Here is a 21,059-nt window from a genome sequence, read left to right as displayed (position 1 = left end):
TAGTCAGTCATGCAAACGTGGATCACTCGCCGCAACGCGGCCGTGCGTCGTCAGCGCGGTTTCACGCTGATCGAGATCATGGTGGTGGTCGCGATCCTCGGGATCCTGGCGGCGCTGATCGTGCCGAAGATCATGAGCCGCCCGGACGAGGCGCGCCGCATCGCCGCGAAGCAGGACATCGGCACGATCATGCAGGCGCTCAAGCTGTACCGCCTCGACAACGGCCGTTATCCGACCCAGGAACAGGGCCTGAACGCGCTGATCCAGAAGCCGTCCACCGATCCGATCCCGAATAACTGGAAGGATGGCGGCTACCTCGAGCGCCTGCCGAACGATCCGTGGGGTAACGGGTACAAGTACCTGAATCCGGGCGTGCACGGCGAGATCGACGTGTTCAGCTACGGTGCCGACGGCAAGGAAGGCGGCGAGAGCAACGACTCCGACATCGGTTCGTGGCAATAAGCCGGCGCTGATCGTCCCGACGCTTCGTTCCCGCTCTTCATGCTCGCCATTCGCACGACCTCCCGCTGCGGCCGCGATTGCCGTGCGCATCGCGGCACGGCGCCGTCCGTATCGGCACGTGCCGATGGCGTGCCGATGAAGCACCGCGCGCGGCGCGCTCGCGGCTTCACGCTGCTCGAAATGCTGGTCGTGCTCGTGATCGCGGGGCTGCTCGTGTCGCTCGCGTCGCTGTCGCTGACGCGCAATCCGCGCACCGACCTGCGCGAGGAAGCGCAGCGCATCGCGCTGCTGTTCGAGACGGCCGGCGATGAAGCACAGGTGCGCGCGCGCCCGATCGCGTGGCAACCGACCGCGCACGGCTTCCGTTTCGACGTGAGCTCGCCCGACGGCTGGCGCACGCTGCGCGACGACCTGCTGCGCCCGCGCGACTGGGACGGTGGCGTGACGGGCGCCGACATCGACTATCCGGGCTCCGACACGCGCGCGAATCGCGTCGTGTTCGGCACCGAGAGCATCGACACGCCGGTGCGCGTGACGCTGCATTCGGCCGTCGGCAGCGCGACGATCGTCGGCACCGGCACCGGCCGCTACGAGGTGCAATGACGATGCGTCGTCGCCTGCCCTTCCCCGTTTCTTCGTCGCGCCCCGCTTCCCCAACGGGACTTCCTGCGGGGCCGGGCACTTCCTGCGCAAACCGGCCTGCGTCCGGTTTCCTCGGCGCGCGCGCCCCAAGGGGACTTCGTTCGGCGCGCGGCTTCACGATGATCGAGGTGCTGGTCGCGCTCGCGATCATCGCGGTCGCGCTCGCCGCGTCGATCCGCGCGGTCGGCACGATGGCGACCAACGCATCCGACCTCCATCGCCGGTTGCTGGCCGGCTGGAGCGCCGACAACGCGCTCGCGCAGTTGCGGCTCACGCACGCGTGGCCGCAGATCGGCGAGCAGAGTTTCGACTGTTCGCAAGGCAACGTGCAGCTTGTCTGCACGCAGAGCGTGAGCGCCACGCCGAACCCCGTGTTCCGGCGCGTCCGGGTTTCGGTGAGCATGCCCGGGCGCTCCGGCGTGCTCGCGCAGATGGTGACGGTGGTCGCGAATGAAACCAGCCGTCCGCTCTGACGCGCCGATGCGGCGCCCGCCCGCGCGCCCCGCCCGGGGCTTCACGCTGATCGAGCTGATGATCGCGATCGCGATCCTCGCGGTGGTCGCCATCCTCGCGTGGCGCGGGCTCGACCAGGTCATGCGCGGCCGCGACAAGGTTGCGGCCGCGATGGAAGACGAGCGTGTCTTCGCGCAGATGTTCGACCAGATGCGCATCGACGCGCGGCTTGCCGCGACCGACGACGAGGCCGGCCAGCCGGTGATCGGCGTCGCCGGCAATACGCTGCAGATCGTTCGCGAATTCGACGTGCCGGGCGCCGCGCCGCGGCTGCAGGTGGTCCGCTACCGGATCGCCGGCGGGCGCGTCGTGCGCTACGCGTCGTCGCCGATCGACGACGCGAACCGGCTGCAAGGCGTGCTGAAGGACAGCAGCGTCGAAGGCTGGACCTGGGTCGCGCTGATGGGCGGCGTCGGCGCGATCGACGCGAAGCTGTATGTGCCGCGCGTGGGCTGGACCACCAACCTGCAGACCGCCGACGACGCGCTCGCGCAGAACAACGATGCGCTGAAGGTGCCGCAGATCGGCAACGCGCCGCCGCAGCGCGCTGTGACGGGGCTGCAGGTCAGCATCGGCGCGACGTCGCTGCGCGTGCCGGTCATGCGCGTGTTCCTCGTCGGGGAATGACGATGCGCGCGCGCCCTCTCCGTCCGCTCACCACCCACCGCGCCGCCGCGCGCACGCATGCACGCGGCCGCCAGCGTGGCGCCGCGATCATCACCGCGCTGCTCGTCGTCGCGCTGTCGGCGATCCTCGTCTCGGGGATGCTGTGGCGCCAGCAGGTGCAGATCCGCCGCATCGAGAACCAGCGCGTGATCGCGCAGGCGCAGTGGGTCGCGCGCGGTGCGCTCGACTGGACGCGGATGATCCTGCGCTCCGAAGGCGACACCGCGCCCGGCATCACGTATCTCGGCGGCATCTGGGGCGTGCCGATCGCGAAGACGAAGCTGTCGGACTTCCTCGGCCGGATCGGCGCGCCCAACGACAACGGCGGCGAAGACACCTATATCTCCGGCTCGATCGAGGACGCGCAGGCGAAGTTCAACCTGCGCAACCTCGTGTCGTCGCCGGCGCCCGGCGTGCTGCAGTTGAACGTCACGCAGCTCCAGGCCTTCCAGCGCCTGCTGACGACGCTCGGCTACGACGGCGCATTCGCGAAGCGCATCGCGCTGCAGGTGCGCGCGGGCCTGCTGCATTCGGCGACGCGCTTCCAGATGCCGACGCTGCCCGGCGGCGGCAATGCGGCGACCGCGCCGGTACCCGGCGGTGACATGCAGACCGGCGGTTTCACCGACGAACCGGGGCTGTCCGGCGGCGATCGCGGGCCCGCGCCGCTGATGATGACGAGCGTCGACAGCCTGCTCGACGTCGAAGGCGTGACACCCGAGATGGTCGCGCGGCTGCGCCCGTTCGTCACCGTGCTGCCGACCACGACGCCCGTGAACATGAACACCGCGCCGGCCGAGGTGATCGCGGCGCTCGTACCGGGGATGAGCGTGTCGTCCGCGCAGGCGCTCGTGTCGCGTCGCGAGACCGTGTTTTTCCGCAACGTCGGCGACGTGCAGCTCGCGCTGCGCGGCGCCGGTGCGCCGAACATGACGACCGACGCGAGCCTCGTCGACGTCAATTCGAGTTATTTCATCGTGCATGGCCGGATCCAGCACGAACGCGCGGAGGTCGATCGCACCTCGCTCGTGTATCGTGATCCGACCACGCACTCGACGCGGGTCGTGCGTATCCGCGACCAGCTATAACGACGCCATTCGGGAGAGGAGCTCTTGTGAGCACGTTGATTGTTTCTTTGCCGCCGCGCGAGCCTGCCGTGCCGTTGCAGGAATGGCAGTGGCCCGAGCTGCCGTTCATGCTCGTCGACAAGGCCGGCCAGGTGCTGCGCGCGGGCCGCGCCGCGCTCTCGCTGCTGCCGCGCGCGAATGCGACAGTGCTGATCGTCGCCGCGCGCGACGTGCTGCTGCTGGCCGCGAAGGTGCCGCCGCTCAAGGGGCCGAAGCTGCGCCAGGCGCTGCCCAACATCGTCGAGGATCAGTTGATCCAGGATCCGCTCGGCTGCCACATCGCGCTCGATCCGGCCGCACTGCCCGACGGGCGCCGCGTGCTGGCCGTCGTCGATCGCGCGTGGTTCCGCGCGATCTGCGACGCGTTCGCGGCGGCCGGCCACCGGCACCTGAGCGCGGTGCCCGCGACCCGCTGCCTGCCGGCGCCGCGCGCGTCGGTCGAAACGGCAATGGCCGCGCCGGCCGACGGAGAAGCGGCCCACGCTGCCGATGCCGCGGTCGTCGTCGAGCCGCCCGCCCGCCCGGCGACAGTCGCCGCGGTGCTCGGGCTTGCGACGGCGGTCGAACCGGCGCTCGTCGAAGCCGGCGCGCTGCCGGCCGTGGCCGGTGCGCCGCGCCTTGAACTCGCGGTTGCGCGCGGTGCGCTCGGCGAAGGCTTCGCGGCGCCCGCGTCGCGCGCGGCCGCCACGCTGGCCGCGCTCGCGGGCGGCGGCGACGTCGAACTGTACGAACTCGGCGAGCCGGGCGCGGAGCCGCGGCTCGCGTCGGTCGGCCGCACCGACGGCCCGCTGCTGCCGGGCGCCGCGCCGCTGTCGTTCGACGCGTTCGCGCGGCGCGCGCTGACCGAGCGTTTCGATCTGTGCCAGTTCGAATTCGAATCGCAGCCGTGGCGCTTCGACCGCGCGACGGTGAAGCGCCTGCGCGTGCCGCTCGCACTCGTCGCGGCGACGCTCGGCGTCGCGGTGATCGGGATGAACCTGCACTGGTGGAAGCTGTCGCGCGAGCGCGATGCGCTGTCCGCGCAGATCACCGAGACGCTGCTGTCCGCGTTCCCGAAGACGACGACGGTGCTCGATCCGCCCGCGCAGATGCAGCGCCAGCTCGACCAGCTGCGCCTGGCGGCCGGCGAGCTGTCGCCGAACGATTTCCTCGCGCTGGCGAGCGGGTTGACGCGCTCGATGGGCGCGCTGCCGCTGAACGGCATCGCGTCGCTCGACTATCACGACCGGCGGCTCGACGTCGGCTTCAAGCCGGAGGTCAAGGTCGATCCCGATTTCACGCAGCGCCTCGCGCGCAACGGCCTGTCCGGCGAAGTCGACAGCAACACGGGCAAATGGACGATCCGGAGCCGCTCATGAAGACGGAACAACTGAACCAGACGCTGACCCAGTTCTGGGGCGAGCGCTCGCAGCGCGAGAAGATGCTGCTCGGCTGGGGCGGCGCCGTGCTGGCGGTCGCGATCGCGTATTCGGTGCTGTGGTCGCCGGCGCAGGAAGGCCGCGCGCGGATCCAGCGCGAGCTGCCGAATATGCGTCGCGAACTCGCGCAGATGACCGCGCAGGCGAACGAGGCGAAGTCGCTGACGGCCGCCGCGCAGGGCGTCGCACCGACCGGCCTGGCGCTGAAGGACGCGCTGACCGCGTCGCTGTCCGATCACGGGCTGCAGGGTGCGCAGGTGCAGATCGTCGGCAACGGCGTGCAGATCCAGATGAAGAACGTGTCGTTCCCGGCGTGGACGCAGTGGCTCGACGATGCGCGCCGGCAGTTCAAGGTGCAGGTCGGCGAGGCGCACGCGACCGCGCTGAAGGACGACGGCCAGGTCGACCTGACGGCAGTGATGCAACCGTCGACGCAGAAATGACGCAGTGGATGACGCAAGTGGCGGTTGGCCGATGAGGCCATGGACGAAGCGGCTCGCCACCGCATTGCCGTGGGTACTGGCGGGCGGACTGGCGACGGCGGTGACGCTCGTCGCGCTTGCGCCGGCGGCGTGGATTGCGCCGCAGTTCGCGCGTGCAACCGGCGCTCACGTGAATCTCGTCGATCCGGACGGATCGCTGTGGCACGGCTCCGGCACGCTGATGCTCGCGCCGGGCGCCGACCAGAGCGCGGCGACGCTGCTGCCGGGCCGGGTCGAATGGACCACGCGCTTCTGGCCGCTGTTGACCGGGCGCGTGCAGATGCGCATGCGGCAGACCGAGGCGATGCCCGATGCCGTCACGCTCGATGCGACGTGGCGCGGCGCGGTGCTGTCGGCGGGCACGATGGCCGTGCCGGCGTCGCTGCTCGCGGGGCTCGGCGCGCCGTTCAACACGCTCGACCTGCAGGGCGACGTTCGGCTCGGCTGGAGCGACTGGCGCCTGTTCGGCAACAACGCGTTCGGCCAGTTGACGGTGACGATCGACTCGATGAGTTCGCGCGTGTCGCGCGTGAAGCCGCTCGGTTCGTACCGCGCGGTGCTGCAGGCGAAGGGGGGGAGTGCCGATCTCGACCTGTCGACGACGCAGGGCCCGCTGTTTCTCGACGGGCACGGCAGCTTCGGCGCAGGCCAGGGATCGTTCCGCGGCACCGCGCATGCGGCGCCCGAGCAGCAGGCGAACCTCGCGGGGCTGCTGAACCTGCTCGGCCACCCGATCGGGAACAACGAGGTGTCGCTGATCTTCGGCGACGCGATGCGCTGACGCGCGCGTCGGCCTCTTCTCTTCTTACTTCTGCGCGAGCGGCGCGGCTGCCGACGGTGCGGTTGCCGCGGGCACGGCCGCACCGGACGCCGGCACAGGCGCCGGCGCAGCCATGTCGCCCGTCTCGCGCGTCATGTCCGACGCTTCCCAGCCGCCGCCGAGCGCCTTCACGAGCCCGACCGACGACGCCATCCGCTGCCCGGCGATCGTCGCGAGCTTCTGCTGCGCGGTAAACGCGGTGGTCTGCGCGGTCAGCACGTTCAGGTACGCGACCGTGCCGGCCTTGTACTGGTTCGTGACGATCGCGAGCGCGTGCTCGGCGCTGTCGACGGCCTGCCGCTGCACGTCGATTTCCTGCGCGAGGATGCGCTGCGACGCGAGGTTGTCCTCGACATCCTGGAACGCGGTGAGCACCGCGAGGCGATACGCGGCGACGTCCTGGTCGTAGGTCGCGCGCGCGGCGTCGGTCTGCGCGGCGCGCAGCCCCGCGTCGAACAGCGTGGCCGCGAGTTGCGGGCCGACCGTCCAGAAACGCGCCGGCAGCGTGAACAGCTGCGACCACACCGAACTCTGGAAACCGCCGGTGGCCGACAGCGTGAGCGTCGGAAAGAACGCGGAAATCGCGACGCCGATCTGCTCGTTCGCGGCTGCCGCGCGGCGCTCGGCGGCCGCGATGTCGGGCCGGCGCTCGAGCAGCGCGGACGGCACGTCGACCGGCGTGATCGGCGGCTCGGCCGCGAGCGGGTTCGGCGGCAGCGAGAAGGTCGACGCCGGTTCGCCGATCAGCGTCGCGATCGCGTGCTCGAACTGCGCGCGCGCGACGCCGTTGTCGATCGACGCTGCCTGCGCGCTCTGCAGTTGCGTCTGCGCCTGGATCACGTCCGCGCGCGCGGCGACGCCCTGCGCGTACTGGTTCTGCGTGAGGTTCAGCGACTGCGCGTACGACTTCACGGTGTCGTCGAGCAGCTTCTGCAGCGCATCGGACGTGCGCAGCTGGAAATAGGTTTGCGCGAGCAGCGCCTGCTGCGACAGCCGCGCGTTCGCGAGATCGGCCGCCGCGGCCGCTTCGCCGGCGCGCTGCGCGCTGACGGTACGGCTCACCTTGCCCCACAGGTCGGGCTCCCAGCTCGCGTCGAGGCCGACGCTATAGCTGTTGCCGATCGATCCGGACGAGCCGCTGCCGAAACTCGACGAAGCGCTCGACGTGCGCGGCGTGCGGGCGCGCGAGCCCGACGCGGTCAGCCCGACGGTCGGGAAATACGCGGCGCGCGCCTCGGTGACGAGCGCGCGCGCCTGCCGGTATGCGGCCGCCGATTGCGCGATGGTCTGGTTCGACGCGTTGAGCTTGCCGATCAGCGCATCGAGCTGCGGATCGTTGTAGACCGTCCACCACGGGCCGCGGTCGGCGCGATCGGCGGGCTGTGCGACCTTCCAGCCGGCCGGCGCTTCCTTGAATGCGGCGGGGATCGACGTGTCGGGCCGGTGATAGTCGGGCCCGACGGCGCAGCCGGCGAGCAGCACGGCCGTCGCAACGGCGACGGCGGCGCTCAGCGGGCGAAGGGCGCGCGGGAGGGAGGCGTACGGCATCGTGGTTTTCCTGTCTGGGCGCAACGGCCGGCGAGCGGCGTCGCGCGATGCGGTCGTCATGCCGCTGGCGGACAAATGGTAACTGACGGCGGGAAAGCTGCGCAGACCCAAGGGTACGGTGCGCGGCGGCCGGAATGTGTTACCGGCGCGACCGGCTGGTTTACCGGCCATTACGGATCGCTTGCGGCGAGACAGGCGCGCGACGGCGGCCGCGGCGGGCGCGGCCGGCGATCAGTCGGAACGGTCAGGAGGACGGGAGGCGGCGTCAGTGGCAGCGCACGGGCACCGGGACAGGTTCGGCGGCGGGCCGCCATGACGGCTCCGTTGCGGCCGGCTGGCCCGTGCGGCGTACGCCGCCCTTCGCGTTGCGCTGCCGGCGATGATCGAACCATGCGAACCCGAGCGCCGCGAGCGAGCCGCCCGGCACGACCAGCATCGTCACGTAAAGCGCGATTTTCCAGCCGCGGTGCGGCCCGGAAAACACGTGTTGAGCGGTATCGGTCAGGTTGCGGCGCAGCGCGCCGGCGGCATTTTTCAGGAACAGCATCGCGAACATCCTCGGGTGCCCGGCAGCGCGGGCGAATCGGTCAGAACATAGTCTCCGGCAGTGCAACATGCACGTCGTAACTGGTTGCCTCAAATAATATTGACTAAGCAATCATTTTTCAAGATACTGGGCGCGTTTTAACCTGAAACGCACTATTGCTGCGTGCGCAATCGTATGACCGGCGGCCTCTACGATCCCGAGAACATCGCGCTGGAAACGAGCCTCGGCTATTACCTGTCGAAGGCGAAGCAGGCGCTCGTCGAGCGGATGGACCGCGCGCTCGAGCCGCTCGACCTCACCGCGCAGCAGATCGGCGTGATCCTGCTGCTGTCGCGCGGTTATGCGAGCACGCCGTTCGAGCTGTCCCGCAAGATGTCGTACGACAGCGGTTCGATGACGCGGATGCTCGACCGGCTCGAACGCAAGGGGCTGGTCGCGCGTTCGCGCAGCGAGCAGGACCGCCGGATGATCGAGCTGACGCTGACCGAACGCGGCGCCGATGCGGCCCGCGCGCTGCCGTCGCTGATCGCGACCGCGCTCAACGCGCAGCTCGACGGTTTCTCGGCCGACGAACTCGCGACGCTCACCGGCCTGCTGCAGCGCTTCATCGCCAACGGGCCCGGCACGACCGATTGCCCGAAGCCCGACGAACCGGACTGCTGATGCGCGCGGAGGCTACATGTATAGGTTAAGCATTCGCTTATTTCTCTGTCTGGGCAGAAGATGACAAGGCACGTGCTGCGTTTCTTTCCTGATCCGTTCCACCCGGCCGGGCCGCGCTGCGTCGCGCACCCGTGCGTTGTGCCGGCGCGTCGCGCGCGCCGCGTCTAGGAGATTCCGATGTCCGCCACCACGGCATCCGCCGCCTCCCCCGCCGCCGAACCCGCGCCGCTGACCGGCGGTGCGCTCGCGCTGCTCACCGTCGGGCTCGCGCTCGGCACCTTCATGGAAGTGCTCGACACGTCGATCGCGAACGTCGCGGTGCCGACCATCTCGGGCAGCCTCGGCGTCGCGACGAGCGAAGGCACGTGGGTGATCTCGTCGTACTCGGTCGCGTCCGCGATCGCGGTGCCGCTGACCGGCTGGCTCGCGCGGCGGGTCGGCGAGGTGCGGCTGTTCACGCTGTCGGTGCTCGCGTTCACGGTCGCGTCGGCGCTGTGCGGCCTCGCGACCAACTTCGAGACGCTGATCGCGTTCCGGCTGCTGCAAGGCCTCGTGTCGGGGCCGATGGTGCCGCTGTCGCAGACGATCCTGATGCGCACCTACCCGCCCGCGAAGCGCGGTCTCGCGCTCGGGTTATGGGCGATGACGGTGATCGTCGCGCCTATCTTCGGCCCGCTGCTGGGCGGCTGGATCAGCGACAACTACACGTGGCCGTGGATCTTCTACATCAACCTGCCGATCGGCGTATTCTCGGCGACCTGCGCATACTTCCTGCTGCGCGGCCGCGAGACGAAGACGTCGAAGCAGCGGATCGACGCGGTCGGCCTCGCGCTGCTCGTGATCGGCGTGTCGTGCCTGCAGATGATGCTCGACCTCGGCAAGGACCGCGACTGGTTCAACTCGTCGTTCATCGTCGCGCTCGCGCTGATCGCGGTCGTGTCGCTCGCGTTCATGCTCGTGTGGGAGGCGACCGAGAAGGAGCCGGTGGTCGACCTGTCGCTGTTCAAGGACCGCAACTTCGCGCTCGGCGCGCTGATCATCTCGTTCGGCTTCATGGCGTTCTTCGGCTCGGTCGTGATCTTCCCGCTGTGGCTGCAGACGGTGATGGGCTACACGGCCGGCAAGGCCGGCCTCGCGACCGCGCCGGTCGGGCTGCTCGCGCTGGTGCTGTCGCCGCTGATCGGCCGCAACATGCACCGGCTCGACCTGCGGATGGTCGCGAGCTTCGCGTTCATCGTGTTCGCGGGCGTGTCGTTGTGGAACGCGACGTTTACGCTCGACGTGCCGTTCAACCACGTGATCCTGCCGCGGCTCGTGCAGGGGATCGGCGTCGCGTGCTTCTTCGTGCCGATGACGACGATCACGCTGTCGAGCATCTCCGACGAGCGGCTCGCGAGCGCGTCGGGGCTGTCGAACTTCCTGCGCACGCTGTCGGGCGCGATCGGCACCGCGGCCAGCTCGACGTTCTGGGAAAACGACGCGATCTACCACCACGCGCGGCTGTCGGAATCGGTGAGCGTCTATGCGCAGAACACGACCGACTACCAGGGCGCGCTCGCGCAGCTCGGCATCGTCGGGCAGACGGCCAATGCGCAGCTCAACCAGCTGGTCACGCAGCAGGGCTTCATGATGGCGACCAACGACTTCTTCCACCTGTCGGCGGTGATGTTCATCGCACTCGCGGCGCTCGTGTGGATCACGAAGCCGAGGAAGGGCGCGGGGCCGGCGATGGGGCATTGATGGCGACATGGCAGCCCGAAGCTACGGTAGTGTCGCGATTAGCGTAACCTTCCCTGTATGGCCCAGTTGGCCGGGTAACGAGACGTTTGAAGTCGGCTCATCCTGGAAATGCGATGCAAAGCTACGACAAGCGTGACGTGAAGACGAATCTTGAGCAACTGATTGACGCAGTCGTTCATACCGGCGAACCCTTCGCGATCACGAAAGGCACCAAGTCGCTCGTCAAGGTCGTGCCTGCCGATACGCACGAATCCGTTCCACTGGCCCGGATCGGGTTCATGAAGGGGCAGATGCGTATCCCGGACGATTTCGACGCGATGGGCGACGCTACAGTCAGGCAGTTGTTTCGCGGCGACGCGTGATGTAACTCGGCCTATTGATTCGGGCCTCGTCCAGCACGTCTGACCACGCGCCACGTCCGGTCGTCACTCCCTCGCCCGCAACCCGCCGAACGCCAGATCGTCGACGGGCGCGACCGGCAGCGTGGCCCGCGCCACTTCCAGCCACGCGCGCGCCGCGTGCGACAGATACCCCTTCTTCAGCCAGCCCAGCGCGATCGCCCACGTGATCTCCGGCTCGACGATCGGCCGGCACGTGAACTGCCCCGCGTCGAGCCGCCGGCAATAAGGCTCCGGCAGCAGCGCAATGCCGACGCCCGCATGCACGAGCGCGGCCATGAAATCCCAATGGCCGCTGCGGCTCACGATCGACGGCGTGAAGCCGGCCTTCCGGCACGCATCGAGCACCGCGTCGTGCAGCGCGAGGCTTTCCGCATAGAACACGAACGACTCGCGCGCGAGATCGGCGAGCGGCACGGTCGCTTGATCCTCCCAGCGCGACTCGCGCGGCGCGACGAGCCACAGCGGCGCGCGCACCATCGGCAGCACGTCGAACGTGGCGGGATCGACCGGCTCCAGCAGCCCGCCCAGCTCCAGTTCGCCCGACATCAGCGCCGCCTCGATCATCCGCGCGCCCTGCTCGAACAGCTTCAGTTCGATGTTCGGATAACGCTGCTTGTACGCGGCGATGATCGGCGTGAACAGCGAGCCGCCGAGCGGCGGGATGCCGATCGTCAGCTCGCCGCGCCCGAGCGTGCCGAGATCGTTCAGCTCCGACTGCAGCTGCGCCTGCGCGGCGAGCACGTCCTGGCCGCGCTGGAACACGATCCGCCCCGCGTCGGTCAGCACCATCTGCCTGCCGTCGCGCAGCAACAGCGGCGAACCGATCTCGTCCTCGAGCGCCTTCACCATCTTGCTGATGGTCGGCTGGGTCACGAACAGCTTGTCGGCCGCCGCGGTGAAACTCTGCTGGCGGACCACCTCGACGAAGTACCGCAGCGCGCGCAATTCCATCGAAAACTCCCCACATTGGTGCAACGATTGCAAACCGAATTCCGAATTGGAATGTAAAGGATAGAGACAAGTCATTTTATTTATGGTTAGGGGAAACCCTATACTCACACCATCAACGGAATATCTGTATGGAGCCTGCCATGACCAAGCCGACCGCTACTGCCGCCGCCCGCCCTGCCGCTTCGGGCAGCATGACGCGCACGGGCCGGATCGCGCTGCAGGCCGCCGCGCTCGGTGCGCTGTGGCTGGCGGTCGACTGGGCCGTGCGGACGGTCGGGCTGCCGATCCCGTCCGGCGTGATCGGCCTCGCGGTGCTCCTCGTGCTGCTGTTCTCGGGCCGCGTCGCACCCGCGTGGGTGAAGGACGGCGCGAACTGGCTGCTGTCCGACATGCTGCTGTTCTTCGTGCCGGCCGCCGTCGCGGCCGTCCAGTACGGCGGGCTGTTCCGCGAGGACGGCTGGCGCATCGCGCTGGTCATGCTCGCGGGCACCGCGTTCGTGATGGTCGCGGTGGCCGTCGCGGTCGACCTCGCCGCGAAGCTCGAACGCCGGCTCGCCGCGCAGCGCGTGTTCGCCGAACGCCGCCGCGCGCGCCTGAGCGCCGTGGCCCACTGAGCCGGAGCCGCGCATGCCTGCCTTGCTGTCGAACCTGCCCGCCGACCGGGTGAATACCGCGATCTCGTTCGGCTGCTTCGTGCTGACGGTCGTGCTGTATTTCGTGTCGAAGCGGCTCTACGCGTACAGGAAGACGCTGCTGTTCTCGCCGCTCGTGTTCGTGCCGGGCGTGCTGGTGCTGCTCGTCCTGCTGACCGGCATCCCGTATTCGGTCTACTTCCGCGACACGCGCTGGCTGATGTGGCTGCTCGGCCCGGCGACGATCGCGTTCGCGGTGCCGATCTATGAATATCGCGACCTGATCCGCCGGCACTGGCTGTCGCTGTCGGTCGGCGTCGCTGTCGGGATCGGCGCGGGCGTGTGCGGGTCGCTGCTGCTCGCGAAGCTGCTGCACCTGTCGCCCGAGCTGCAGCGCTCGCTGATGACGCGCTCGGTGTCGACGCCGTTCGCGCTCGCCGTGTCGGACAAGATCCACGCGCCGAAGGATCTCACGGCCCTGTTCGTGATCGCGACCGGCATCTGCGGGATGCTGCTCGGCGAGATCGTGCTTGCGCTCGTGCCGATGCGCACGCGGCTCGCGCGCGGCGCGCTGTTCGGCGCGGCCGCCCACGGCGTGGGCACCGCGAAGGCGCGCGAGATCGGCAGCGAGGAAGGCGTCGTGTCGAGCCTCACGATGATGATCGCCGGCGTCGCGATGGTGCTGATCGCGCCGCTGCTGACGCTGCTGCCGATCTGACGGCCCGCGCCGGACGGCCAACGCCCGCCCGGCGTGCCGTCCCGCGCCGGCCGCGCCCGGCATGACCGCCTTGCGCCGCTGCCCCACCCTGCCTCGAGCCGCGCCGGCCGACAATCGCCTGAGATAGCCGCAATTCCCCCCTCTTTTCCGCCCATCGGCCTCGGCCCGGATGCCGAACAATGCATGCTACGAGACATCACGCACGCATTCACATGGCCTCCACGACCGCAAACCCGACCGCCGACAAGCCGGCTTCATCCGGCAAGTTCAAGCGCATCGCGCTCATCGCCGTCATCGCGCTGGGCGCGGCCGCCGCCGCAGCCGGCGGCATGTACGTGTTCCTGAGCAAGGAAGGCGTCGGCCATGCGAGCGCGCCCGCTGCGCCGCCGCCGCTCGCCGCGCCGGTGTTCTTCCCGCTCGACCCGCTGACCGTGAACCTGCAGTCGGAGGACGGCGCGCAGCACTACCTGCGCGTCGGCCTGTCGCTGAAGCTCACCGACCCGAAGGCGCAGGAGCAACTGACCGCGCGGATGCCGGAGATCCGCAGCCGGATCCTGCTCGCGCTGTCGAGCAAGCATCCCGAGGATCTCGCGACGCCGGACGGCAAACGTTCGCTCGCGAACGAGCTGCGGGACCTGATCGAGCAGCCGACGCAACCGGGCAACCAGCGCGCGAAGGTCGACGACGTGTTGTTTACCGAATTCGTCGTCCAGTAACGCGGCCGCGAAAGGAGCGCGCATGGGCCACCAGGAGTTCATGTCCCAGGAGGAGGTCGATGCCCTCCTCAAGGGCGTCACGGGCGAAACCGATTCAGTCGACGAAAAGCGCGACACATCGGGCGTCCGCCCCTACAACATCGCCACGCAGGAGCGGATCGTCCGCGGCCGGATGCCCGGCCTCGAGATCATCAACGACCGCTTCGCGCGCTTGCTGCGGATCGGCATCTTCAACTTCATGCGGCGCACGGCCGAAATTTCCGTGAGCCAGGTGAAGGTGCAGAAGTACAGCGAGTTCACCCGCAACCTGCCGATCCCGACGAACCTGAACCTGGTGCACGTGAAGCCGCTGCGCGGCACGTCGCTGTTCGTGTTCGACCCGAACCTCGTGTTCTTCGTCGTCGACAACCTGTTCGGCGGCGACGGGCGCTTTCACACGCGCGTCGAAGGTCGCGATTTCACGGCCACCGAGCAGCGGATCATCGGCAAGCTGCTGAACCTCGTGTTCGAGCACTACGCGACCGCATGGAAGAGCGTGCGGCCGCTGCAGTTCGAATTCGTGCGCTCGGAGATGCACACGCAGTTCGCGAACGTCGCGACGCCGAACGAGATCGTGATCGTCACGCAGTTCTCGATCGAGTTCGGGCCGACGGGCGGCACGCTGCACATCTGCATGCCGTACTCGATGATCGAGCCGATCCGCGACGTGCTCAGTTCGCCGATCCAGGGCGAGGCGCTCGAAGTCGACCGCCGCTGGGTGCGCGTGCTGTCGCAGCAGGTGCAGGCCGCCGAAGTCGAGCTGTGCGCGAATCTCGCCGAGATCCCGTCGACGTTCGAGAAGATCCTGAACCTGCGCGCGGGCGACGTGCTGCCGCTGGAAATCGCCGACACGATCACCGCGAAGGTCGACGGCGTGCCGGTGATGGAGTGCGGCTACGGAATTTTCAATGGTCAATATGCGTTGCGCGTGCAGAAGATGATCAGCGCGGGCGATACGATGAAGGAAGGTGGATATGAGTGAGCTGAACCAGACGCCCGAGGACGACGTGCAAGCCATCGCCGATGCGGCGCTCGCGGCATCGGCCGCCGACGCGCAGGCGGCACCGGCCGCTGCGGAAGAGGAACAGGGCCTGGACGACTGGGCCGCCGCGCTCGCCGAGCAGAACCATCAGCCGGTGCAGGCGGGCGCGACGGGCGCCGGCGTGTTCCAGCCGCTGTCGAAGGCCGCGGCGAACCCGACGCACAACGACATCGAGATGATCCTCGACATCCCGGTCAAGATGACCGTGGAGCTCGGCCGCACGAAGATCGCGATCCGCAACCTGCTGCAGCTCGCGCAGGGCTCGGTGGTCGAGCTGGACGGCATGGCCGGCGAGCCGATGGACGTGCTCGTGAACGGCTGCCTGATCGCACAGGGCGAGGTGGTGGTGGTCAACGACAAGTTCGGTATCCGTCTCACCGACATCATCACGCCGGCCGAACGCATCCGGAAGCTCAATCGATGAACGTCGCGAAGCCCGGCCGCCGCGCACGCATCGCGATCGCGGCGGCGGCTGCCGTCGCCGCGACGCTCGTTTGCGCGCCGGCCGGCGCCGCCGACATGAACGCGGTGAACCACGCCGGATCGATCGCGTCGAGCGTGACGGACGGCTCGGCCGCGCCGTCGCTCGGCATCGGCGCGGTGCTGCAGACGCTCGTCGGGCTCGCGGTCGTGATCGGTCTCGTGTTCGCGTGCGCGTGGCTCGCGCGCCGCTTCGGCTTCCAGCCCGCGCGGCGCGGCGGCCCGCTGAAGGTCGTGTCGAGCGTCGGGCTCGGCGCGAAGGAAAGCGCGACGATCGTCGAGATCGGCGACACCTGGCTCGTGCTCGGCGTCGCGCCGGGCAACGTGCGGCTGCTGCATACGCTGCCGGCCGGCCCGGCGGCGGCAACCGCCGCCGCGGCATCGGGTTCGGCCGACGCGCCCGCCGGCGCCACCCCGTCCGAAGGCGGCCTGCCCGGCACGTTCGGTTCGCGGTTTCGCGACGCGCTCGCGGGCGAAGCCGCGAAGCGGCTCGGTCGCGGCAAGGACCGCTGACATGGCGCCGCGCCCTCTTTCCGTTCCCGCCTTCCGATGAAACACGAATTCCTGCGTCGCGCGGCGCGCTGCGCGCCCGTGCTGATCCTCTGCGTCGCCCCTGCGCTCGCGTACGCGCAGGCGAACGGCCTGCCCGCGCTCAACGCGAGCCCGGGCCCGCACGGCGGCACCACCTATTCGCTGAGCGTGCAGACGATGCTGCTGCTCACGATGCTGTCGTTCCTGCCGGCGATGGTGCTGATGATGACGAGCTTCACGCGCATCATCATCGTGCTGTCGCTGCTGCGCCAGGCGCTCGGCACCGCGACGACGCCGCCGAACCAGGTGCTCGTCGGCCTCGCGATGTTCCTCACCTTCTTCGTGATGTCGCCGGTGCTCGACCGTGCGTACAACGACGGCTACAAGCCGTTCTCCGACGGCACGATGCCGATGGAGCAGGCCGTGCAGCGCGGCATCGCGCCGTTCAAGACCTTCATGCTGAAGCAGACCCGCGAGACCGATCTCGCGCTGTTCGCGAAGATCTCGAAGGCCGCGCCGATGCAGGGCCCCGAGGACGTGCCGCTGTCGCTGCTGGTGCCCGCGTTCGTCACGAGCGAGCTGAAGACGGGTTTCCAGATCGGCTTCACGGTCTTCATCCCGTTCCTGATCATCGACATGGTCGTCGCGAGCGTGCTGATGTCGATGGGGATGATGATGGTGTCGCCGTCCACCGTGTCGCTGCCGTTCAAGCTGATGCTGTTCGTGCTGGTCGACGGCTGGCAACTGCTGATCGGCTCGCTCGCGCAGAGCTTCACGTAAGCAGCGGAGGAATCTCTCGATGACGCCCGAACAAGTGATGACCCTCGCGCACCAGGCGATGATGGTCGGCCTGCTGCTCGCGGCCCCGCTGCTGCTGGTCGCGCTCGCGGTCGGCCTGGTCGTGAGCCTGTTCCAGGCCGCGACGCAGATCAACGAGGCGACGCTGTCGTTCATCCCGAAGCTGCTCGCGGTCGCCGCGACGCTCGTGATCGCCGGCCCGTGGATGCTGACGACGATGCTCGACTACCTGCGGCAGACGCTGCTGCACGTCGCGACGCTCGGCGCCGGCTGAGCCGCGCTTAACGCCCGGCGGCGATGTTCTCGGTTACCTACGCGCAGCTCAACGGCTGGCTCACCGCCTTCCTGTGGCCGTTCGTGCGGATGCTCGCGCTCGTCGCGACGGCGCCCGTCGTCGGTCACGCGGCGGTGCCCGTGCGCGTGAAGATCGGCGTCGCCGCGTTCATGGCGCTGGTCGTCGCGCCGACGCTCGGCGCGATGCCGGACGTCACCGTGTTCTCTGCGCAGGGCATCTGGATCGTCGTCACGCAGTTCCTGATCGGCGTCGCGATGGGCTTCACGATGCAGCTCGTGTTCGCGGCCGTCGAGGCGGCCGGCGACTTCATCGGGCTGTCGATGGGCCTCGGCTTCGCCACTTTCTTCGATCCGCATACGAGCGGCGCGACGCCCGTAATGGGGCGCTTCCTGAACGCGGTCGCGATGCTCGCATTCCTCGCGGTGGACGGCCACCTGCAGGTGTTCGCCGCGCTCGCCGCGTCGTTCCAGTCGCTGCCGGTGTCGGCCGACCTGATGCACGCGCCCGGCTGGCGCACGCTCGCCGCGTTCGGCGCGACCGTGTTCGAGATGGGGCTGCTGCTCGCGCTGCCGGTGGTATCGGCGCTCTTGATCGCGAACCTCGCGCTCGGCATCCTGAACCGCGCGGCGCCGCAGATCGGCGTGTTCCAGGTCGGCTTTCCCGTCACGATGCTGGTCGGGCTGCTGCTCGTGCAATTGATGGTGCCGAACCTCGTGCCGTTCGTGTCGCACCTGTTCGACATGGGGCTGGATGCGATCGGGCGTGTGCTGCTCGGCTGGCGATGACGCATCCGGCCCCGTTCCCCGCCCGTTCCGGCCCCCCGTTGCTGGAAAACCCCTAAAGGAATCGCCGGCCCGCGAAAGGTAGCGGAAGGTTTCGTCTCCCTATACTCGTCGTGACGATGCAGCAAGCATCGCGCCACACGAATACAACGAACGGAGACGACCCGATGCGACCCATCCTGCGCACCCTCGCCGTTGCAGCCAGCCTGAGCTGCGCGCTTGCCGCTGCCCCCGCTTTTGCCGACGACGGCGGCAAGATCACGATCATGGTCGGCGGGATCGCGAAGCTGATCTACCTGCCCGCGCGGCTCACGCAGGAGCTCGGCTACTTCAAGGCCGAAGGGCTCGACGTCGAGCTGCTGTCGCAGCCGGCCGGCGTCGACGCCGAGAACGAGCTGCTGGCGGGCGCCGTGCAGGGCGTCGTCGGCTTCTACGACCACACGATCGACCTGCAGAGCAAGGGCAAGGACGTGAAGGCGATTGCCGTGTTCGGCCAGGTGCCGGGCGAAGTCGAGATGGTGTCGACCAAGGCCGCACCGACCTTCAAGTCGATGGCCGACGCGAAGGGCAAGACGCTCGGCGTGACGGGCCTCGGCTCGTCGACGAGCTTCCTCACGCAATACCTCGCGCTCGCGCACGGCGTGCCGTCGACGCAGTACACGATGCTGCCGGTCGGCGCCGACGCGAGCTTCATCGCCGCGATCAAGCAGGGCCGCATCGACGCCGGGATGACGACCGAGCCGACCGTGTCCGCGCTCGAGAAGATGGGCGACGCGAAGGTGCTGGTCGACCTGCGCACGCTGGACGGCACGCGCGCGGCGCTCGGCGGCACCTATCCGGCCGCCAGCCTGTACGTGCAGTCGGCATGGGCCGATTCGCACAAGGCGGAAGCCACCAAGCTCGCGCACGCGTTCGCTAAGACGATGCAGTTCATCCATACGCACAGCGCCGAGGAAATCGCGGCGAAGATGCCGGCCGACTACCAGAAGGACAAGGCGCTGTACGTGAGCGCGCTGAAGGCGTCGCTGCCGATGTTCACCGCCGACGCGAAAATGCCGGCCGACGGCCCGGCGACCGTGCTGAAGGTGCTGTCGGCGTTCAATCCGTCGGTGAAGGGCAAGCACATCGACCTGGCGCGCACTTACACGAACGATTTTGTGAACGCGAAGTAAGCAGCGGCGGCGGCGATCCCGCCGCCGCGCGCTCCCCGTTCCGGCCCGGTTGACCGGCCCGGCGTTGCGTCACGATGCGACGCCCTCTTCACCCGCAGGACGAATGCGATGACCCAGGCAGTCTCCCCGAGCACACCGGCGATCGAGTTTCGCAATGTGTCGTGCCGCTTCATTTCGCCGGAAGGCAAGGCTACCGTCGCACTGCGCGACTTCAGCATGAGCGTCGCGCGCGGCGAGTTCATCGCGATCGTCGGGCCGACCGGCTGCGGCAAATCGACGACGCTCAACCTGATCACCGGGCTGCTCAAGCCCGTGTCGGGCGAAGTGCGCGTGATGGGCCGCCCGGTCGACGGGATCGACCCGCGCATCGGCTTCGTGTTCCAGGCCGACGCCGTGTTCCCGTGGCGCAACGTGATCGACAACGTCGCGGCGGGCCCGCTGTTCCGCGGCCGCTCGAAGGACGTCGCGTATACGCAGGCCGAGGAATGGATCCGCAAGGTCGGCCTCGACAAGTTCGCGAAGCACTACCCGCACCAGCTTTCCGGCGGGATGAGGAAGCGCGTCGCACTGGCGCAGACCTTCATCAACCAGCCGGAAATCCTGCTGATGGACGAGCCGTTCTCCGCGCTCGACATGCAGACGCGCACGCTGATGCAGGACGAGCTGCTGCAACTCTGGTCGGCGAACAAGGGCTCGGTCGTGTTCGTCACGCACGACCTCGAGGAGGCGATCGCGCTCGCCGACCGCGTGTTCGTGCTGACCGCGCGCCCCGCGACGCTCAAGCACGTGTACGAGATCGACCTGCCGCGCCCGCGCGTCACGTCGGAGATTCGCTACGACACGCGTTTCATCGAAATTTCCAAGGACATCTGGCACGACCTGCGCGAAGAAGTGCAGATCGGCTGACGCATACGCCGCACGGCAAGAACTGCAAGGACAGGAGCATGACCGACATGACGCTTCCCCCCACCGCCCTACCGGCGACGACGCTCGAGGACGACGAGCGCGCCGCGCAACGCCGGCTGCGCCGCCGGCGCAACCTGATCGTCACGCTGCGGATCGCCGTGCTCGTGCTCGTGCTGGGCGGGTGGGAACTCGCCGCACGGCTGAAATGGATCGATCCGTTCTTCTTCTCGATGCCGTCGCTGATCTTCGCGCAGCTCCAGGACTGGTTCGCGAACGGCACGTCGCAGGGCCCGCTGCTCACGCAGGTATGGGTCACGCTCGAGGAAACCGGGATCGGCTTCGTAATCGGTTCGGTTGCCGGCGTGATCTGCGGGATCGTGCTCGGCCGCAACAAGCTGATGGCCGACGTGTTCGGCCTGTATATCCAGATCGCGAACTCGATTCCGCGCGTGGTGCTCGGCTCGATCTTCGTGATCGCGCTCGGCCTCGGGATGGCGTCGAAGATCGCGCTGGCCGTCGTGATGGTGTTCTTCGTCGTGTTCGGCAACGCGTTCCAGGGTGTGCGCGAAGCCGACCGCTACCTGATCGCGAACGCGCAGATCCTCGGCGCGTCGCGCCGGCAGATCACCACGGCGGTCGTGATCCCGTCCGCGCTGAGCTGGATTCTCGCGAGCCTGCACGTGAGCTTCGGCTTCGCGCTGGTCGGCGCGGTTGTCGGCGAATTCCTGGGTTCCAAGCAGGGCATCGGCCTGCTAATCTCCACCGCCCAGGGCGCGTTCAACGCGAGCGGCGTGTTCGCGGCGATGATCGTGCTGGCCGTGGTCGCGCTGGCCGCCGACTACCTGCTGACCTGGCTCGAGAAGCGGCTCTTGAAGTGGCGCCCCGCCGCGTTCTGAACGCGGCGTCCGGACGCCTGACATGACACTCCCGACCGCGCCGGCGACCCCGGCGCGGTTCGGCATTTCGGA

25 protein-coding genes and 1 pseudogene are annotated in these 21,059 nt (G+C 68.7%); 23 read left to right on the top strand and 3 right to left on the bottom strand.

Annotated elements, in window-relative coordinates:
* Positions 1-9 precede the first annotated feature (9 nt).
* From gspG to GD429_RS23780, 8 genes and pseudogenes are all read left to right on the top strand, one after another.
* The gene (gspG, locus tag GD429_RS23815; protein WP_006751354.1) at positions 10-462 is read left to right on the top strand and encodes a type II secretion system major pseudopilin GspG; all 453 of its coding nucleotides are present in this window, start codon (positions 10-12) and stop codon (positions 460-462) included.
* A gap of 39 nt (positions 463-501) precedes the next feature.
* Positions 502-1,065: a GspH/FimT family pseudopilin gene (locus tag GD429_RS23810; RefSeq protein WP_152860490.1), complete on the top strand. Its 564-nt coding sequence runs from the start codon at positions 502-504 to the stop codon at positions 1,063-1,065.
* Between the two features lie 116 nt (positions 1,066-1,181).
* Positions 1,182-1,577, top strand: a pseudogene (gene gspI, locus GD429_RS23805) (type II secretion system minor pseudopilin GspI); the annotation flags it as partial.
* Positions 1,555-2,244: a type II secretion system protein J gene (locus GD429_RS23800; RefSeq protein WP_152860486.1), complete on the top strand. Its 690-nt coding sequence runs from the start codon at positions 1,555-1,557 to the stop codon at positions 2,242-2,244. The pseudogene gspI and the gene GD429_RS23800, both read left to right, overlap by 23 nt.
* Before the next feature lie 2 nt (positions 2,245-2,246).
* Positions 2,247-3,371 carry a type II secretion system minor pseudopilin GspK gene (gspK, locus tag GD429_RS23795; RefSeq protein WP_152860484.1) on the top strand — a complete coding sequence of 375 codons (1,125 nt, stop codon included), beginning with the start codon at positions 2,247-2,249 and terminating at the stop codon, positions 3,369-3,371.
* Between the two features lie 26 nt (positions 3,372-3,397).
* Positions 3,398-4,768 carry a type II secretion system protein GspL gene (gspL, locus tag GD429_RS23790; protein WP_321574818.1) on the top strand — a complete coding sequence of 457 codons (1,371 nt, stop codon included), beginning with the start codon at positions 3,398-3,400 and terminating at the stop codon, positions 4,766-4,768.
* Positions 4,765-5,271 (top strand): type II secretion system protein GspM, encoded by a 507-nt coding sequence (gene gspM / locus GD429_RS23785; RefSeq protein WP_034183975.1) that lies wholly within the window; start codon positions 4,765-4,767, stop codon positions 5,269-5,271. The genes gspL and gspM overlap by 4 nt, the downstream gene beginning before the upstream one ends.
* 31 nt (positions 5,272-5,302) lie before the next feature.
* Positions 5,303-6,091 carry a type II secretion system protein N gene (locus GD429_RS23780; protein WP_152860482.1) on the top strand — a complete coding sequence of 263 codons (789 nt, stop codon included), beginning with the start codon at positions 5,303-5,305 and terminating at the stop codon, positions 6,089-6,091.
* Positions 6,092-6,115: 24 nt separating this feature from the next.
* Here the strand turns inward: GD429_RS23780 and GD429_RS23775 are convergent, their stop codons facing one another.
* Together GD429_RS23775 and GD429_RS23770 are read right to left on the bottom strand one after the other, a co-directional pair.
* The gene (locus GD429_RS23775) at positions 6,116-7,678 is read right to left on the bottom strand and encodes an efflux transporter outer membrane subunit (RefSeq protein ID WP_152860480.1); all 1,563 of its coding nucleotides are present in this window, start codon (positions 7,676-7,678) and stop codon (positions 6,116-6,118) included.
* Positions 7,679-7,943: 265 nt separating this feature from the next.
* The gene (locus GD429_RS23770; RefSeq protein ID WP_152860478.1) at positions 7,944-8,225 is read right to left on the bottom strand and encodes a multidrug ABC transporter ATPase; all 282 of its coding nucleotides are present in this window, start codon (positions 8,223-8,225) and stop codon (positions 7,944-7,946) included.
* 174 nt (positions 8,226-8,399) lie between these two features.
* Here GD429_RS23770 and GD429_RS23765 point away from each other — a divergent pair, with 174 nt between their 5' ends.
* The 3 genes from GD429_RS23765 to GD429_RS23755 all read left to right on the top strand — a co-directional run bounded on the left by GD429_RS23765 (position 8,400) and on the right by GD429_RS23755 (position 10,990).
* On the top strand, positions 8,400-8,888 hold the full coding sequence (locus GD429_RS23765) for a MarR family winged helix-turn-helix transcriptional regulator (RefSeq protein ID WP_152860476.1): 489 nt from the start codon (positions 8,400-8,402) through the stop codon (positions 8,886-8,888).
* 177 nt (positions 8,889-9,065) lie between these two features.
* The gene (locus tag GD429_RS23760; RefSeq protein ID WP_152860474.1) at positions 9,066-10,628 is read left to right on the top strand and encodes a DHA2 family efflux MFS transporter permease subunit; all 1,563 of its coding nucleotides are present in this window, start codon (positions 9,066-9,068) and stop codon (positions 10,626-10,628) included.
* 113 nt (positions 10,629-10,741) lie between these two features.
* Complete coding sequence (locus tag GD429_RS23755; protein WP_152860472.1) at positions 10,742-10,990, top strand: type II toxin-antitoxin system Phd/YefM family antitoxin; 249 nt, start codon at positions 10,742-10,744, stop codon at positions 10,988-10,990.
* A 63-nt stretch (positions 10,991-11,053) separates the two neighbouring features.
* Here GD429_RS23755 and GD429_RS23750 read toward each other — a convergent pair whose 3' ends face one another.
* Positions 11,054-11,980: a LysR family transcriptional regulator gene (locus tag GD429_RS23750; protein WP_152860470.1), complete on the bottom strand. Its 927-nt coding sequence runs from the start codon at positions 11,978-11,980 to the stop codon at positions 11,054-11,056.
* Positions 11,981-12,120: 140 nt separating this feature from the next.
* Between GD429_RS23750 and GD429_RS23745 the strand changes: the two genes are divergently transcribed.
* From GD429_RS23745 to GD429_RS23690, 12 genes are all read left to right on the top strand, one after another.
* Positions 12,121-12,594 (top strand): CidA/LrgA family protein, encoded by a 474-nt coding sequence (locus GD429_RS23745; RefSeq protein ID WP_152860468.1) that lies wholly within the window; start codon positions 12,121-12,123, stop codon positions 12,592-12,594.
* A gap of 13 nt (positions 12,595-12,607) precedes the next feature.
* Positions 12,608-13,330 carry an LrgB family protein gene (locus GD429_RS23740; protein WP_152860466.1) on the top strand — a complete coding sequence of 241 codons (723 nt, stop codon included), beginning with the start codon at positions 12,608-12,610 and terminating at the stop codon, positions 13,328-13,330.
* A 179-nt stretch (positions 13,331-13,509) separates the two neighbouring features.
* Positions 13,510-14,046 carry a flagellar basal body-associated protein FliL gene (gene fliL / locus GD429_RS23735; protein WP_152860464.1) on the top strand — a complete coding sequence of 179 codons (537 nt, stop codon included), beginning with the start codon at positions 13,510-13,512 and terminating at the stop codon, positions 14,044-14,046.
* Positions 14,047-14,068: 22 nt separating this feature from the next.
* Positions 14,069-15,067 (top strand): flagellar motor switch protein FliM, encoded by a 999-nt coding sequence (fliM, locus tag GD429_RS23730; protein ID WP_152860462.1) that lies wholly within the window; start codon positions 14,069-14,071, stop codon positions 15,065-15,067.
* Complete coding sequence (gene fliN, locus GD429_RS23725) at positions 15,060-15,551, top strand: flagellar motor switch protein FliN (RefSeq protein ID WP_152860460.1); 492 nt, start codon at positions 15,060-15,062, stop codon at positions 15,549-15,551. Before fliM ends, fliN begins: the two co-directional genes overlap by 8 nt.
* Positions 15,548-16,120: a flagellar biosynthetic protein FliO gene (gene fliO / locus GD429_RS23720; RefSeq protein ID WP_152860458.1), complete on the top strand. Its 573-nt coding sequence runs from the start codon at positions 15,548-15,550 to the stop codon at positions 16,118-16,120. The genes fliN and fliO overlap by 4 nt, the downstream gene beginning before the upstream one ends.
* Before the next feature lie 36 nt (positions 16,121-16,156).
* Positions 16,157-16,918: a flagellar type III secretion system pore protein FliP gene (gene fliP, locus GD429_RS23715; RefSeq protein ID WP_152860456.1), complete on the top strand. Its 762-nt coding sequence runs from the start codon at positions 16,157-16,159 to the stop codon at positions 16,916-16,918.
* Between the two features lie 19 nt (positions 16,919-16,937).
* Positions 16,938-17,210 (top strand): flagellar biosynthesis protein FliQ, encoded by a 273-nt coding sequence (gene fliQ / locus GD429_RS23710; RefSeq protein WP_006401718.1) that lies wholly within the window; start codon positions 16,938-16,940, stop codon positions 17,208-17,210.
* A 23-nt stretch (positions 17,211-17,233) separates the two neighbouring features.
* Positions 17,234-18,016, top strand: a complete 783-nt coding sequence (fliR, locus tag GD429_RS23705; protein WP_152860454.1) for a flagellar biosynthetic protein FliR — start codon at positions 17,234-17,236, stop codon at positions 18,014-18,016.
* A gap of 164 nt (positions 18,017-18,180) precedes the next feature.
* Positions 18,181-19,185: an ABC transporter substrate-binding protein gene (locus tag GD429_RS23700; RefSeq protein ID WP_152860453.1), complete on the top strand. Its 1,005-nt coding sequence runs from the start codon at positions 18,181-18,183 to the stop codon at positions 19,183-19,185.
* A 108-nt stretch (positions 19,186-19,293) separates the two neighbouring features.
* On the top strand, positions 19,294-20,091 hold the full coding sequence (locus GD429_RS23695; RefSeq protein ID WP_152860451.1) for an ABC transporter ATP-binding protein: 798 nt from the start codon (positions 19,294-19,296) through the stop codon (positions 20,089-20,091).
* 38 nt (positions 20,092-20,129) lie between these two features.
* Positions 20,130-20,987, top strand: a complete 858-nt coding sequence (locus tag GD429_RS23690) for an ABC transporter permease (protein ID WP_152860449.1) — start codon at positions 20,130-20,132, stop codon at positions 20,985-20,987.
* The last annotated feature ends 72 nt before the right edge of the window (positions 20,988-21,059 follow it).

The sequence above is a fragment of the Burkholderia sp. BE17 genome (assembly GCF_009362305.1).
In the GTDB taxonomy this organism is placed as follows: domain Bacteria; phylum Pseudomonadota; class Gammaproteobacteria; order Burkholderiales; family Burkholderiaceae; genus Burkholderia; species Burkholderia pyrrocinia_C.
The sequence above is the reverse complement of the archived record's forward strand: the minus strand, read 5'-3'. Positions and strand labels throughout refer to the sequence as shown.

Bases quoted from the DNA above. Each gene is read 5' to 3' on its own strand.
- gspG (WP_006751354.1), top strand. From the start codon at position 10: ATGCAAACGTGGATCACTCGCCGCAACGCGGCCGTGCGTCGTCAGCGC.
- GD429_RS23810 (WP_152860490.1), top strand. From the start codon at position 502: ATGCTCGCCATTCGCACGACCTCCCGCTGCGGCCGCGATTGCCGTGCG.
- GD429_RS23800 (WP_152860486.1), top strand. From the start codon at position 1,555: ATGAAACCAGCCGTCCGCTCTGACGCGCCGATGCGGCGCCCGCCCGCG.
- gspK (WP_152860484.1), top strand. From the start codon at position 2,247: ATGCGCGCGCGCCCTCTCCGTCCGCTCACCACCCACCGCGCCGCCGCG.
- gspM (WP_034183975.1), top strand. From the start codon at position 4,765: ATGAAGACGGAACAACTGAACCAGACGCTGACCCAGTTCTGGGGCGAG.
- GD429_RS23780 (WP_152860482.1), top strand. From the start codon at position 5,303: ATGAGGCCATGGACGAAGCGGCTCGCCACCGCATTGCCGTGGGTACTG.
- GD429_RS23775 (WP_152860480.1), bottom strand. From the start codon at position 7,678: ATGCCGTACGCCTCCCTCCCGCGCGCCCTTCGCCCGCTGAGCGCCGCC.
- GD429_RS23770 (WP_152860478.1), bottom strand. From the start codon at position 8,225: ATGCTGTTCCTGAAAAATGCCGCCGGCGCGCTGCGCCGCAACCTGACC.
- GD429_RS23765 (WP_152860476.1), top strand. From the start codon at position 8,400: ATGACCGGCGGCCTCTACGATCCCGAGAACATCGCGCTGGAAACGAGC.
- GD429_RS23760 (WP_152860474.1), top strand. From the start codon at position 9,066: ATGTCCGCCACCACGGCATCCGCCGCCTCCCCCGCCGCCGAACCCGCG.
- GD429_RS23755 (WP_152860472.1), top strand. From the start codon at position 10,742: ATGCAAAGCTACGACAAGCGTGACGTGAAGACGAATCTTGAGCAACTG.
- GD429_RS23750 (WP_152860470.1), bottom strand. From the start codon at position 11,980: ATGGAATTGCGCGCGCTGCGGTACTTCGTCGAGGTGGTCCGCCAGCAG.
- GD429_RS23745 (WP_152860468.1), top strand. From the start codon at position 12,121: ATGACCAAGCCGACCGCTACTGCCGCCGCCCGCCCTGCCGCTTCGGGC.
- GD429_RS23740 (WP_152860466.1), top strand. From the start codon at position 12,608: ATGCCTGCCTTGCTGTCGAACCTGCCCGCCGACCGGGTGAATACCGCG.
- fliL (WP_152860464.1), top strand. From the start codon at position 13,510: ATGCATGCTACGAGACATCACGCACGCATTCACATGGCCTCCACGACC.
- fliM (WP_152860462.1), top strand. From the start codon at position 14,069: ATGGGCCACCAGGAGTTCATGTCCCAGGAGGAGGTCGATGCCCTCCTC.
- fliN (WP_152860460.1), top strand. From the start codon at position 15,060: ATGAGTGAGCTGAACCAGACGCCCGAGGACGACGTGCAAGCCATCGCC.
- fliO (WP_152860458.1), top strand. From the start codon at position 15,548: ATGAACGTCGCGAAGCCCGGCCGCCGCGCACGCATCGCGATCGCGGCG.
- fliP (WP_152860456.1), top strand. From the start codon at position 16,157: ATGAAACACGAATTCCTGCGTCGCGCGGCGCGCTGCGCGCCCGTGCTG.
- fliQ (WP_006401718.1), top strand. From the start codon at position 16,938: ATGACGCCCGAACAAGTGATGACCCTCGCGCACCAGGCGATGATGGTC.
- fliR (WP_152860454.1), top strand. From the start codon at position 17,234: ATGTTCTCGGTTACCTACGCGCAGCTCAACGGCTGGCTCACCGCCTTC.
- GD429_RS23700 (WP_152860453.1), top strand. From the start codon at position 18,181: ATGCGACCCATCCTGCGCACCCTCGCCGTTGCAGCCAGCCTGAGCTGC.
- GD429_RS23695 (WP_152860451.1), top strand. From the start codon at position 19,294: ATGACCCAGGCAGTCTCCCCGAGCACACCGGCGATCGAGTTTCGCAAT.
- GD429_RS23690 (WP_152860449.1), top strand. From the start codon at position 20,130: ATGACCGACATGACGCTTCCCCCCACCGCCCTACCGGCGACGACGCTC.